The organism is Helicobacteraceae bacterium, assembly GCA_031258155.1.
Classification (GTDB): Bacteria; Campylobacterota; Campylobacteria; order Campylobacterales; family SZUA-545; genus JAIRNH01.
On sequence record JAIRNH010000019.1, the window covers coordinates 1 to 14,047 of the forward strand.

General features: G+C 51.9%; 12 protein-coding genes. 4 read left to right on the forward strand and 8 right to left on the reverse strand.

The window, feature by feature from the left end:
* Positions 1–687 precede the first annotated feature (687 nt).
* From ileS to LBF86_02480, 3 genes are read right to left on the reverse strand one after another with little or no spacing between them, the layout of a single operon-like run.
* On the reverse strand, positions 688–3,447 hold the full coding sequence (gene ileS, locus LBF86_02470) for an isoleucine--tRNA ligase (GenBank protein ID MDR0664371.1): 2,760 nt from the start codon (positions 3,445–3,447) through the stop codon (positions 688–690).
* A gap of 13 nt (positions 3,448–3,460) precedes the next feature.
* Positions 3,461–4,288, reverse strand: a complete 828-nt coding sequence (locus tag LBF86_02475; protein ID MDR0664372.1) for an NAD-dependent epimerase/dehydratase family protein — start codon at positions 4,286–4,288, stop codon at positions 3,461–3,463.
* On the reverse strand, positions 4,288–5,094 hold the full coding sequence (locus tag LBF86_02480) for a polyphosphate kinase 2 (protein ID MDR0664373.1): 807 nt from the start codon (positions 5,092–5,094) through the stop codon (positions 4,288–4,290). The genes LBF86_02475 and LBF86_02480 overlap by 1 nt, the downstream gene beginning before the upstream one ends.
* 35 nt (positions 5,095–5,129) lie before the next feature.
* On the opposite strand from LBF86_02480, the gene LBF86_02485 reads away from it, so the two are divergent.
* Positions 5,130–5,813, forward strand: coding sequence for a CinA family protein (locus tag LBF86_02485; GenBank protein MDR0664374.1), 684 nt, complete (start codon positions 5,130–5,132; stop codon positions 5,811–5,813).
* Between the two features lie 52 nt (positions 5,814–5,865).
* Here the strand turns inward: LBF86_02485 and LBF86_02490 are convergent, their stop codons facing one another.
* From LBF86_02490 to LBF86_02510, 5 genes are read right to left on the reverse strand one after another with little or no spacing between them, the layout of a single operon-like run.
* Complete coding sequence (locus LBF86_02490) at positions 5,866–6,948, reverse strand: hypothetical protein (protein ID MDR0664375.1); 1,083 nt, start codon at positions 6,946–6,948, stop codon at positions 5,866–5,868.
* A gap of 2 nt (positions 6,949–6,950) precedes the next feature.
* Entirely contained in the window at positions 6,951–7,625 is a 675-nt protein-coding gene (gene purQ / locus LBF86_02495; protein MDR0664376.1) for a phosphoribosylformylglycinamidine synthase subunit PurQ, read from the reverse strand.
* The gene (gene purS, locus LBF86_02500) at positions 7,622–7,864 is read right to left on the reverse strand and encodes a phosphoribosylformylglycinamidine synthase subunit PurS (GenBank protein MDR0664377.1); all 243 of its coding nucleotides are present in this window, start codon (positions 7,862–7,864) and stop codon (positions 7,622–7,624) included. Before purS ends, purQ begins: the two co-directional genes overlap by 4 nt.
* Positions 7,861–8,577 carry a phosphoribosylaminoimidazolesuccinocarboxamide synthase gene (locus tag LBF86_02505; GenBank protein ID MDR0664378.1) on the reverse strand — a complete coding sequence of 239 codons (717 nt, stop codon included), beginning with the start codon at positions 8,575–8,577 and terminating at the stop codon, positions 7,861–7,863. Before LBF86_02505 ends, purS begins: the two co-directional genes overlap by 4 nt.
* 13 nt (positions 8,578–8,590) lie before the next feature.
* A complete protein-coding gene (locus tag LBF86_02510) occupies positions 8,591–9,892 on the reverse strand; it encodes a S41 family peptidase (protein MDR0664379.1) in 1,302 nt (433 codons plus the stop codon).
* Between the two features lie 124 nt (positions 9,893–10,016).
* Here LBF86_02510 and glgB point away from each other — a divergent pair, with 124 nt between their 5' ends.
* From glgB to dapF, 3 genes are all read left to right on the forward strand, one after another.
* Positions 10,017–11,930: a 1,4-alpha-glucan branching protein GlgB gene (gene glgB / locus LBF86_02515; GenBank protein ID MDR0664380.1), complete on the forward strand. Its 1,914-nt coding sequence runs from the start codon at positions 10,017–10,019 to the stop codon at positions 11,928–11,930.
* Between the two features lie 68 nt (positions 11,931–11,998).
* Entirely contained in the window at positions 11,999–12,979 is a 981-nt protein-coding gene (locus tag LBF86_02520; protein MDR0664381.1) for a hypothetical protein, read from the forward strand.
* 74 nt (positions 12,980–13,053) lie between these two features.
* Entirely contained in the window at positions 13,054–13,803 is a 750-nt protein-coding gene (gene dapF / locus LBF86_02525) for a diaminopimelate epimerase (GenBank protein MDR0664382.1), read from the forward strand.
* The last annotated feature ends 244 nt before the right edge of the window (positions 13,804–14,047 follow it).

Genomic DNA, 14,047 nt, shown 5'->3' on the forward strand with positions numbered 1-14,047 from the left:
TCGTCAGGGGAACAACAGCCGCTAAAATCAGCTTGATCAGCGTAGTTAAAACTACCGCTAGCCAAAACGCTTGTTGATAACTATTTTTGCTTAATCGCTCAGAGAGAGAGAGAGAGAGAGAGAGAGAGAGAGAGAGAGGACTCTTTTTTTGACCTTCGATAACGGATTAAGGATCGAGCCAAACCGAGCGAATTGCATTGCAACAATCTCCTTTCTTGATAAAATCAAAATTAGCGAATGTTAGATCGTCTCCGCTTAAATTAGTTTTTCTTGCCCAGCAAAACGCAACGTTTGCGCCGCTTGGTAAGCCTAGAAACGCCGATTGCGGCGCCGCTTCAAAATAGGAGACGGGCGGGAGATCGCCGTTTGTTCTATTAGCGCGACTTGCGTCGGCGCCCATATCCCCTACTCTCTTAAAATAGAGGGGGCGTTGAAAAAAACAGATAAACGCCTTGGCGCGCTTGCGGCGTTCGCTTAAAATTAGGGGCATGACCGCTTCCAGAATTGCGCAGCCCCCCTTCAAGTTTGGAGATACGACCTAGCTTTTGCGCTTAGCGCGATCGCGGCGCGCCCTAATCGCTCCGACGATCTTTGTTAGAGATGTTGCGAAGGCACAAATACGCGCCGAGCCATAGCGCCAAAACCGCGATCGCGGTAACTACGTTAAGCCAAATCGGAACCGGTTGGCTAAACAACGCCGCTCTCCTTCGCCAAAGCCGCGCTTAGCGCCTCGTTGCACCGATCGCACGGCTCGTTCTCTTTAGCGGATACATATTTCCAACAGCGCGGGCATTTATGCAGATCGCTTTTAACCGCGATCGCTCCGTCGATCGAAACGATCGCCTCGCGATCTTGCGCGTCAGTTTTCGCCCACGAAATTGTCAGCCAATCGCACAGGTCCTCAAGCGGCAGATCGAGTTTCAGCGCGGGATCGATAATAACTCCAAGCTCCAGCGTGTTTTTGACTACGCCGCTCTTTTTTAGCGCGTCGATCTGCGTAAAAAACCGCTCCCGTAAAGCTAAAAGCGCCGTAAAATCAAACGTTTCCGCGCCGCATTCGATCGGCTTATGCGTAAAATCAAAGATCGTTTCGCCCTCGTTTTTAATGATCTTCGGCGCGAACTCGACGGCTTCGTCGGCGGTGTAGGTCAGCGCGGGCGCGATCAGCGTCAGCAGATTTCTAACGATATAGTAGATCGCGCTTTGCGCCGATCGGCGGCGCGGCGAATCGAGCGGATCGCAGTAGATTCTATCCTTGATCATATCCAAATAAACGCCGCTAAGCTCGACTACCACGAAGCTATGAATTAGATGCAACGCTTTGGAAAAATCATACTCCTTAAACGCGCTTAACGCCTCGTCGCTTACCTTTTTGGCTATGAAAAGTATCCAGCGATCGACTACGCCTAGCTTCTCGTAGGCGATCGGCGTTTGTAAATCCTCGATATTTGCCAGCATAAAACGCAACGTGTTGCGCAGTTTTTTATACTGATCGACGGCTTGGTTGAGGATATTTTGACTGATCTTGACCTCGGCGCGGTAGTCGCTCGTCGCCGCCCACAGCCGCAAAATCTCGCTCCCCATTTTGCCTACGACGTCGCTGGGATCAACGCCGTTGCCTTTGGATTTGCTCATCTTTTCGCCCTTTTCATCCACCGTAAAGCCGTGCGTCAAGATGGTTTTATACGGCGCCTCGCCGCGCGCGGCGCACGAGACCAATAGAGAGCTTTGAAACCAGCCGCGATGCTGATCGCTTCCCTCCAGATACATATCCGCGGGAGCCGCTCCGGCGTCGTAATCGCCGCTTCGCAAAACCGCCGATTGCGTCGAGCCGCTATCAAACCACACGTCGAGAATATCCGTTACTTTTTCGTATCGGGCGGGGTCGTAATCTTCGGTTAGGAAATCAGCGATCGGGCGCGTTACCCAGCTATCGCACCCCTCCTTTGCGAAAATCGCGGCGGTTTTGTCCAACACGCGATCGTCAAGTAGGATCGCGCCGCTTTTTGTATCGCGCAAAAAGGCGATCGGCACGCCCCAGTCGCGCTGGCGCGAGATACACCAATCGGGTCGCGTCGCTATCATCGATCGCAGGCGGTTGCGCCCGCTTTGGGGATAGAACTTCACGCCCTCGATCGCCGCGATCGCCGTTTCGCGCAGGGTTTTGCCGCCCAGATAAGGCTCGTCCATAGCAATAAACCACTGCTTGGTGGCGCGGTATATGACGGGCTTGCGCGTGCGCCAGCAGTGCGGATAGCTGTGCGTAATTTTCTCGCGCCTTAGCAGCGCCGCGTCCAGCTTTTCGACGATAATCTCGTTTGCTTTGAATACGTGCGTTCCGACAAAACTTTGCGGATCGGGCAGTAGCTTCTCCTCGACAACGCTCCGATCAAAACAGCCGCGCTCGTCAACGGGCATAACTACGGGCAGATTGTATTTTAGCCCGACGCGGTAGTCCTCCTCGCCGTGTCCGGGCGCGGTATGCACCAGCCCCGTTCCGTCCTCCATGCTAACGTGATCGCCCAAAATCAACAGGCTTGCGCGGTTATTTAGCGGATTTACCGCCTCCAGCCGCTCGAAGGTTTTGCCCTCGAACTCCCTAACGATCGCGCCTTTGATTACGTCTTGCGCGATCAGGGCGTCGTAGCGGTCCTTGGCGACGATAAACTCGTCGTCCGTAAGCGCGTATATCGCGTCGCTTTTTAGCGCGATCGCCACGTTGGCGGGCAAAGTCCAAGGGGTGGTCGTCCAGATAACCGCTTTGGCGCTCTTGATCCCAAGTTTGGCGAGGCTTGCCTTGGTTAGATCGAAACCAACAAAGATCGAATCGCTCTCCTTGTCCTGATACTCCACCTCCGCTTCGGCTAGCGCCGATTGCGCCGCCCACGACCAATAGACCGGTTTTTTGCGCTCGATCAGCAAGCCCGCCTTTGCGACGCGCGCAAGCTCTTTGTATATTTCCGATTCAAATCTGTAGTCCATCGTGATGTAGGGTTTGTCCCAATCGGCGATCGCGCCAAGCGATATAAAACTCTCTTTTTGTATTTGCGCGTATTTCGCGGCGTGTTCCCTGCAAAGGCGGCGGATCTCCGCTTTGCTCGTTTGCGCCTTGTCTTTGCCGAGCGCGGTCTCCACCTGCTGTTCGATCGGCAGTCCGTGGCAGTCCCAGCCGGGGGTGAAGCGCGTATCAAAACCCTGAAAGTAGTAAAACTTGACGGTAATATCCTTTAGGATTTTATTAAGCGCGTGTCCGATATGGATCGCGCCGTTGGCGTATGGCGGTCCGTCGTGAAAGGTCCATAGCGGCGCGCCTTTGCGGTTTGCCTTCATCTTTTCGTATATCTTGTTTTCAGACCATTTTTTATAGCGCTTAGGCTCGTTTTGCGTTAGATCCGCGCGCATAGGAAACCGCGTCTGCGGCAGAAACAGCGTGCTTTTGTAGTCCATGAATCGCTCGCCTTTAGGGTTTGTAAGGAAATTGCGGCGCCACCAGCGTGCGCGCGTAAACGTGGCTGTCGTCGGCGTTTACCCAATCGAGCAAATGACGCAGATAATTTGACGGAAAAGGCGTGTCTTTAAGGGCGGAACGCCTCGCGAAAGCCGAAGGCGCGCTTATAAGTTTCGGCTTTTTTATCGCCCTTCTGCGAAAGAGCATCTCTTCAAAGCTCATCGTTTCCGGTCCGCAAAGCGCGTAGGTTTCGTTCCAGCAGTCGTTATGTTCGATCGCGTAGCCGACGTTGGCTATCACGTCGAGAAGGTGAACGGGCGCGATGTGCGTATCCTCTTTCCAAAACTTCAGCAACACGGATCTGGAGAGCAAGGAATTGATCAAATACTCAAGCGGGCTATTTTCGCCGAAAATGACCGTCGGTTTAAAAACGATATAGCTGATCCCGCTGTTTTTTACCAGCCCTTCGGCGACAAACCTCGCCTGTTGATAGTCGTTCTCCACCGTGTTGATATGATTTACCGAAAAATGAATAAACTTGTTAATATCCCGATCCTGCGCGTATTCCAGCAGATGGCGCGTCGCGGACATGCAAGCTCGCTTATTTTTTCCGTTGTCAACGTTATCTTCGTCGCGGCACTCCACGCAATTGATAATCATATCGATCGGCTCGTCGAAATTCAAAAAATCAATCGATCGCGTTAGATCGACAAGCACGTTATTTACGGCTAACCCCGCTTGGCGAGTCAACGATATATTTATAAAATCGTGCGTCAAGCAGTAGCGCTCGATAATGCCTCTTCCGACATATCCGCTCCCGCCCGCAATTAAAATTCTCATCAGTATTTCACCTTAGGGGCGTAATTTCTCGCGACCCCGCTTTCAAGTTCGCCGATCGCTTTACGATCCTTGCCTTTATAGTCGATTTCGCCTAAAAGATGCGCTAACGCCCCCAATTCGGCTAAACGCTTATCGTCGCAATTAATCTCAAACCACGGCGCGTAAGGCGTATGCGTCCTTGATAGCGTTTCGGCTTCCGCCTTGGCGTATTCGTCGTAAAGTTTCGCCGATTTTAACTCTAGCTCGGTTAGCCTAAGCCTGCCTAACGGATCGTTTTTCTGTTTTTCTAGTCTAGCGCTCAACTCCTCCTTGCCAATTGTCAGCATATATTTATAAATTACAAAACCGTCTTCGTAGAGCGCCTGCTCGAAAAGAGGAATCTGGTGGATGTATCTTTCGTATTCGTCCGCGCTACAACGCCCGATCGCTCTTTCAAGCGTGGCTTTGCGATACCAGCCGCGATCAAACGCCGCTATTTCGCCGCTTCTTGGCAAACGCGAAACAAAATTCGCGAAATACCATTTTCCGTTTTGCGCGGTTTTTTGCCGCGCCACGCGGATTAAGCTCGCGTCTAATTTCTCGCTCAGCGCTCTGATCGCGCCGCCTTTGCCCGTTAGTTCGCCGCCTTCAAATAAAACGATCAGGCGGCTTTTGCTCTCGAATATCCATTTTTGCAACTTCAACAGCTCTATCTGCAACGTTCTTAGCCGCTCTTGGTAATAATCGGCTTTAAGTTTGCCCTTTTTGTTTAACCTTGCCGTATCTAATTCGGCTACGTTGACGGCGGTTTTATAGCTTTGGGGCATAGCTGACCTTGAAATCTCTTAGTAATGGTTTGTTTATGTTAGAGCAAAACCGCTTAGTTTGTGTGAATCTCTTGGGATTTGACCCCGCCGCCGCCGTAATTTTAACAAAATCTTGCGCCGATCGCTTCGGCGCGCGCGTAACGGCGCGGGAGCATATCGGCGGCTGGAGCGTCCTAGAGTGCGAGGCGAGCGCCGCGTCTTCGGCTTTCGCCGACGAAGTGTGCGCGCTATTTGCGCCAAAGGCGTTTATAGGCGATCCGTTCGCGCGCGCTATCGCTTTGCTCAAAAAACGCGGCGAAACAATCTCCTTCGCCGAAAGTTGCACCGGCGGACTGCTAGCGGCGCATTTCACCGCGATCGCGGGCGCTTCGGAGGTTTTTGACGGATCGTTCGTTACCTATTCCAATCGCTTAAAAACTAGCTGGCTGGGCGTTCAACAAGAGACGCTGTTAAGTTTCGGCGCGGTTAGCGCGGAGTGCGTCGAGCAGATGGCTTTAGGAGCGCTAAAGCGAAGCGGCGCTAATTACGCGCTTTCGATTAGCGGCGTGGCGGGACCCGGCGGCGGCGGCGAGAAAAAACCGGTCGGAACGGTATTTGTCGGATACGCTTGCGATCGCGACGAAACCTTCGCCGAAAAGCTATTTCTGAAAGGCTCTCGATCGCGGGTGCGAAAACAGGCGGTTTTTCACGCTTTGCGCCTGTTTCTTTCGCGATCCTGACGGCGGCGCGATACCATTGTTTCGCCCTCCCCTTATGAAGCGCCGCGAAACGCTATTGCGTCTCCTCTTTTTTTACCCAGCCGATCTTCTGATCGGGCAAAAGCACCTTAATATACTCTTTAGTCTCCTTAAGCGCCACGGCTCGCGTGGGGCGATCGGTGACATAAAAGAGCGTGCTTGCGGCGATCGGCAACAGCCTAATTTGCGCGCCGGTATTGATTGTTATCTCTTCGTCGCGCAACGCAAGCCAGAAAATTATCGCGACCGCGAGCGCGGCGGCGCCTAAAAAGGCTATTTTGCGCGTTTTGATCGAAACGCCGATAAACGCGACGCAAACAAGCGAAAGTAGCATAACGTTAAGCCACGGAAAAGAGCGTTTATTTGGGTTGATCTCCAGATTAGCGTCGGTTTTTCGTTCGATGGAGCTAAGGTCTAAAGCGAACTCGATTCGCTTAAAATCGCCGCTTGTCGGGTTAAAGTAGTTAAACGCTATCTCTTCTAACGTCGATGGAATAATCGCGTAATAGAACATCTTTGTTTCGGGCAACTTGTTGTCTATCGACTCTATGCCCTGTTCTTGAGCGATTGAGCCTAACGTAAATTTATCGAGATTGGACTTTTCGCCTTGTATCTCTATCGCCGCGATATTTTGCGTCTCGCTATAACGTTCTACTTTATAGGATACGACCCGCAAATCGTCGGCGATCACGCCGCAAAACTGCGGATTGGCGTTTAGCCTTGACGCGCCCGCTTTTATAGGCGGCGCGACCGCGACGTCTTTCTGTCCGTTAAGAAGGGTGATTTCGGTTTCAACCGGCGGAAAACTTACCCTAGGCGCGAGAATCTGATAATAGACGGTTAGACGGCGGCGATTTTCATCGACGCGCCGCCAGCTTGGATTGACGCTTATACGCTTGACTCCCGTGCCGTTGTCGTCGCCGCCTATGCGCGTTTCAATACGATCAAAGTTACGCTCGGTAATAACGGCGTTATATACGACGGGTATAACCTGTCCGACATAGAGCGAATCGGGCAAGGCTTCGGCGGAGACGTAAAGGATTTTCGGCGAAAAACTAGCTTCCGTCTCGGCAAATAGCGACGCGGCGATCGCGAGCGCGGCAAAAAACGCTCGCACGGCTAAAACTCCAGCGCGTTTTTAATCAACGCGAGTCCGTCGTTCCCCGCGCTAAACGCGCTTGCGGCGCGTTCGGGGTGCGGCATCAAAGCGAAAACGTTTTTTTCTTTGTTCAATACGCCCGCTATAGAGTCGATCGAGCCGTTTACGTTCGCTTTCGCGCCGTCGGCGTCGCAGTAGGTCAGCGCGACTTGATCGTTGTCGTAAAGCTCTTTTAACCCGTTGGAATCGATGTAATACGCGCCTTCGGCATGCGCTATCGGCATAGATAAAATTTGCGACTCTTTGAATTTGGATAAAAAAAGATTTTTCGCGCTCGCGACCTTTATATGAACGTCGCGGCTAATAAAGCGCTGATTTTCGTTTCTTAGCATCGCGCCCGGAAGCAGTCTCGCCTCAAGCAGTATCTGAAAGCCGTTGCATATTCCGAATACCTTGCCGCCGCTCTTAGCGAACGAGGCGACGGCGTTCATAATAGGCGCGAATTTAGCGATTGCGCCGCATCTTAGATAATCGCCGTAACTAAAACCGCCCGGAATAACGACGAGATCGGTTTTAGAAGGCAGATCGCGCTCGTCATGACGAACGATAACGCTTTTTGCGCCCGCCCGCTCAAACGCGCGCGCCGTGTCGCGTTCGCAGTTAGAGCCGGGGAAAAGCAGAATGGAAACGGTCATGGCTCTATATCGATCGAATAATCTTCGATCACCGCGTTGACAAGCGCCTCTTTAGCGATCTTATCAGCCTCCTCCTCCGCTTCGCCGATCGTTTCGGAAGACATTTGCAAAACAAACCGTTTGCCCGCTCTCGCGTCGCTCACGTTTGAAAACCCAAGCGCGGCGAGAGCGTGAAGCGTCGCTTTGCCTTGAGGGTCCAGAATGCCCTCTTTTAAAAATACGTTTACAATCGCTTTCATTTTAACGCCCCTTGAATACGTTTTAACACCTCTTCGTAAGCCAATTTCACGCCGCCCAAGTCTTGACGGAAACGATCCTTGTCGAGTTTTTCGCCGCTATTTACATCCCAGAAACGGCAGCTATCGGGGCTTATTTCGTCCGCGAGCAAAATGTTTCCCTCGCGATCGGCTCCGAATTCGGCTTTGAAATCCACCAGATTAAGATTTACCGATCGGAAAAACGGGCGTAGTATATCGTTGATTTTACGGACAAGCGTTTTTAGCGTTTTCAACTCGTTTTCGCTCGCCAATTTCATCAAAACGGCGTGTTCGTCGTTTAGGATCGGATCGCCTAGATCGTCGTTTTTGTAGTAAAACTCCACTAGCGTAAAGTCAAGCTCCGTCCCCTCTTTGATCCCAAGCCGTTTAGAAAGGCTTCCGGTAGCGATATTGCGCGCTACGACCTCTATGGGAATAATCCGCGTTTTTTTGATCAGATGGCGCGTATCGTCTAGTTGTTTGACTAGGTGGGTTGCAACGCCGTTTTTTTCGATCAGCCCGAAAAGTTTTGCGCTGATCGCGGCGTTCAACGCGCCTTTGCCTTTTTCTTGCGACTTTTTTTGCGCGTTAAACGCCGTGAGATCGTCTTTGAACTCCGCGATTAACAGCGCGTCGTCGTCCGTAGCGAACAGTTTTTTGCCTTTGCCTTCGTATATTTGCTCTCTCTTATTCATGCGCGTTCTCGATTTAGTTTTTAAGCACAATTAACCCGCGTAAAATATCAAGCGCCGTTTTTAGTTGATAATCGGAGCTTAACTGCGCTTTGGTAATTACGCCGGAATCCTCGTCGCGCTCGTTTGTTTTGCGCGCGTCGTTCGTAGCGCTAAGTTGCGCCTCGAGATGACCTTTTAACTGCGCCTCTTTAATCTCAAATTCGTTGTCTATCTCCTTGACGCTGACGCGCCTTACCTCCACGTCCGGAACGATGCCCGTAGCCTGAATGCTCCGTCCGCTTGGCAGATAGTATCTCGCAATCGTCAGGCGAATCGCGTCGCCCCCGTCTCCCTCGAGCGGCAAAACCACCTGCACGCTCCCCTTGCCAAAGGTTTTTTCTCCGACGATCACGGCGCGTTTGTGATCTTGCAGGCTACCGCTGACAATCTCGCTAGCGCTAGCGCTACCGCCGTTGACTAAAACCACTACGGGAATATCGGTAACGCTGCCCGTCTTGCTCGCGCGAAAAACCTGATTTTCGCTTTCAACGCGACCCTTTTGCGAAACGATAACGCCTTTATCGATAAAAATATTCGTCGTTTTAACCGCCTGATCCATTAAACCTCCAGCGTTATTGCGAAGATCCAAAATAATGCCTTTAGTCTTGTCCTTGCGAGCGTCAATCTCCTTTTTCAAAGACGCCGCCACGTTCTTGTCAAAGCTGACGACGCGAAGATATAACGTATCCTCGTTGTAGGTTTTAGCGTACACCGACTGCACTTTTATAATCGCGCGGACAATCGGTATCTCCAGCGGTCTCTCCGCGCTTTTGCGCACAATCGTAAGCCTAACGTTCGTGTTGGGTTCGCCGCGCATCAAACCAACCGCCTCGTCGATATTCATTCCGATCGTGGACCTATCGTCGATTTTGAGGATAATATCGCCGCTTTCAATGCCGGCTTTGTCCGCCGGAGTGCCGTCCATAGGAGCTTCGACCGTCAGCGCGCCGTCGCGCATACTAACCGTGATGCCGAGCCCGCCGAATTCGCCCTGCGTTTTGGCGTTCATGTCCCGATACTGCTTCGCCTCCAAATAGCCCGAATGCGCGTCAAGGTTCGAGAGCATTCCGTCCAGAGCCTTTTGGATTACCGTATCGATTTCCACTGGATCGACGTAGTATTTCTCCACCGTATTGACGACTTTTGTAAATTTCTCAAAAGCGTTAATCCGAGCCGTATCATAGTTCGCGCTTTTTGCTTCAAGCGTGTTATAAAGCCCGAGAGAGGCGCTCGCTACGACGACAAACGAGACAAACGCGATTATTCGCTGTTTCATAAAAACTCCGTTTTGGTAAAAGAAAGGCTGTATTGTAAGAAACCGCCTCTTAATATATAGCCCGATTGGTTTGTTCCCGCGTAATTTAAGCGATATAATTGGCGAAAAATTATTAGGAAGCGTTATGGCGATCAAACGGATAAGATATGATTTTTCGCTTTGGGGCGAGCAGGATTCATACTACTTCAAGAGCGGCTCGCACTATAGGCTTTTTGACAAGCTCGGCGCGCACATAACGACGATAGACGGCGAAAGCGGCGCTTATTTTGCCGTCTGGGCGCCAAACGCCAAATATGTAAGCGTAATCGGCGATTTCAACGGCTATACGATCGGCGCGCACCCGCTAAAACTACGCGGCGACGGCAGCGGCGTGTGGGAGGGCTTTATCGCGGGCGTTAAAGAGGGGGACGGCTATAAATACGACGTGGAGGCGCAAAGCGGCGCGCGAGAGCAGAAGTCCGATCCTTACGGCTTTTGGTGGGAGATACCGCCTTGTAGCGCGACAAGGGTTTATGAGTCAAAATATAAGTGGCGCGATCATAAATGGTTAAAGAATCGCGCCGCTAAAAACGCGCTTAACGCGCCTATGTGCGTTTACGAGGTTCATTTAGGCTCGTGGCGTTTTAACGCGGAGGAGAACCGCCCGCTGACCTACCGCGAATTAGCCGCTCTCCTGCCGAAATATCTAACCGATATGGGATATACGCACGTAGAGTTTTTGCCGCCCATGGAACACCCGTTCGACGGCAGTTGGGGCTACCAGTGCATAGGATACTTCGCGCCTACCTCGCGCTTTGGCTCGCCCGACGACTTCGCGTTTCTGATCGACGCGCTCCACCAAGCGGACGTCGGCGTTATCGTCGATTGGGCGCCGTCGCATTTCGCCGTGGATATGCACGGGCTTGCTAATTTCGACGGCACAAACCTTTACGAGCACAACGATCCGCGCCAAGGCTTTCACCCGCAGTGGGGCAGCGCGATCTTTAACTGCGGGCGCAACGAGGTTAAGGCGTTTTTAATCTCGTCCGCGCTCTTTTGGTTTGAAAAATACCATATCGACGGCATTCGCGTGGACGCCGTGGCAAGCATGCTCTATCTCGATTACGGCAGAAAAGAGAGCGAGTGGATTCCAAACGAATACGGCGGCAAAGAGAACATCGCCGCGGTGCGGTTCTTGCAGACGCTTAACGCGGTCGCGTATGAAAAATTTGGCGATTGCGTAATGATCGCCGAAGAAAGCACCGCGTGGTATGGCGTAACGAAACCGACCTATCTAGGCGGGCTTGGTTTCGGGCTTAAATGGAATATGGGCTGGATGCACGACACGCTGAAATATCTCTCCTACGATCCGATCTATCGCCGCTATTATCACGATCGGATTACCTTTAGCCTCTGGTATGCCTTCCACGAGAACTTTATGCTTTCGCTTAGCCACGACGAGGTGGTGCATATGAAGGGCAGCCTGATCGGCAAAATGCCGGGCGACGAATGGCAGCGTTTCGCCAACCTGCGTTTGCTGTTCGCCTATATGTTCGCGCACCCGGGCAAAAAGCTCATGTTTATGGGTATGGAGTTCGGGCAATACGCGGAGTGGAACTACAAGCTAAGCCTTGATTGGCATCTGTTGCAATACGACTATCACCGCAATCTGCAGACGTTTATCGCCGATCTCAACCGTTTCTACCGATCGCGCGACGCGCTCTACGAAGTTGATTTCGACCAAAGAGGCTTTGAGTGGATCGACGCGGGCGACTCGTCGCAAAGCGTTATTAGTTTTTTGCGCCGATCAAATTCTGGAGCGGTTTTGCTCGTCGTATGCAATTTTACGCCCGTATCGCGCTTCAACTACCGCATAGGCGTTCCGTTCGGCGGCGAGTGGCTGGAGGTTTTTAACTCCGACGCGGCGATCTACGGCGGGAGCAACGTCGGCAATTTGGGGCGCGTTTACGCGAGCGACGCGCCCGCGCACGGCAGATCGCATAGCGTGTCGATCGCGTTAGCGCCGCTCGCGGCGGCGATTTTCGAGCCAAACGGCTAGCCGCGCAGACATTTTTAGGCATAATGCCGAGCGTTTCGTAAATAATTATTAACATTCAAAAGGCTATCGTGAGGTCCGTAGTTCGTCACTCGTTGTTCGTCTTTCCGTTGATGGCTCTGCTTGGCATCGCGCTTGCGTTGATAACTATGCGTCTAGACGACAAAAATTTATCGCGCGAAAAGCTGTTAACAGCGCTTGATCGGCAAATTTCGCTGATTGGCGAAACGCCTAAAGAAGCGCTATTAAACGGCGCGTTGCTGGGGCTTGGAGACGGCGCGCTGGAGAGAGCGATTAACGCCGTAAACGACCATTACAAACGCGACCTCTCGCCTTTGGTTTCGCCGGGGGAGCTTTCCAGCGACGCGATCGACAAATTGAACGCGGCGGAAAAATTGTGGGAAGCTATGCAAATTAAGACGAGGCGAATTTCCGCCGCTAAAGCCGCGATCGCCAAAGAGAGCGAAACGTTTTTGCAACTTGCGCCAAAGCTAAGGCAATCCACTCAGGAGCTTGCGCAGATGATGGAAAATAGGCGCGTTTCGTTGCAGACTCTTCAGGACGCAAAAAAGCAGGTCGATCTTGCCGAAAGACTAAATTTTATCGCTTCCGTCTACTTAGCGGACGGCGGCAACGCGCGTTACGAGGAGCTTTTACGCGCGATCGATAACTATTCGCAAACGCTTTACGGTTTTTCAAACGCGGATAATATGCAGGCTTCCGTGCTGGCGCTCGTCGGCGACAATCAACTCTCTTGGAAAGATTATCAAGAGTCGCTGACCAAAGCGATCGGCAACAGAAAACAGATGATTGACGACATTGCGGAAATATATCGCGAAAGCGACGCGCTATACGCGGAGCTAAATTCGGTTAAAACCGAGATTATCGGCGCAAGCAAGTCGTTTATGCGCTCCGCGCAGATCGCGCTGACGTTGCTGATCGCCGCGGCGATCGGATATGCGGTTTGCCTGCTTATACCGTTTCGCAAGGAGCGTCAAAGCGCGCGCAAAAAAGAGTTCGTCGGCGAAGAAAGCCAAGAAACGATCGCTTAAAGCTAGATCTAATCAAGTTAATCATAATTGTAGTGGAGTATAATTAACGTTAAACGCAACTATAGGGTAACTAAATGATTTACTGCAAATACAGCGCGAGCGGCAACGATTTTATTATAACTACGGCGTTTAAGAGCGCAAATCGAAGCAAATTGGCAAAAAAATTATGCGATCGCCGACACGGAATAGGAGCCGACGGTATGATAGCGTTGTTGCCGCATAACGATTATGACTTTACATGGGAGTTTTATAACGCGGACGGCTCATGCGCCGCAATGTGCGGAAACGGAGCGCGAGCCGCCGCTTTATACGCGTATCATAACGCGCTGGCGGGGACAAAACAGCGGTTTCTAACCGGAGCGGGCGTGATTTCGGCGGAGATAAGCGCGAAGGGGATAGTTGAAGCGCAATTAACGGAGCATAAAGTTTTGCGCGAGGAGGTCAAAGAGTTCGGCGCGACTTGGCGGCTAATCGACGTCGGCGTGCCGCACTTGGTCACAAGCGGCAGATTATCCATTTTCGATCGCTTTCCTTTAAGCGAGCTTAGGCGTAAATACGACGCGAACATAAGCGTTTATTCGTTACGAAACCGCGCGCTTAGAGTTCGCACTTTCGAGCGCGGCGTGGAGAGCGAAACGCTGGCGTGCGGCACGGGTATGGCGGCGTGTTTTATCGCGGCGTTTGATACGAAGAAGATCGCCACGCCATATATCGCTTACCCAAAAAGCGGCGAAAAAGTAACGCTTTCTATTATCGATAACCGCGTTCGCTTAAAAGGCAAAGTCGTTAGATTATTTAACGCGATAGTCGGCGACGACCTATAATCCTCGCGCGATTTGCGAAAAGTTAGCGCTTAGGCGGGCGAAAACAGATAACTCGCGTAAAATCATAAATAGAACGCGACGCTAAAACCGCTTTATCGATCTTCGCGCGCTACGTTGTTTCCCGCCGATTACGTTTATCGTTTGGCAACCCTTCCCGCGTCATACCCGCGCGAGAACGACAATGCGCGCCATATCGCGTCCCCTCCGTCATACCCGCGCGGAGCAAGCGCGAGCGCTTCGTAAT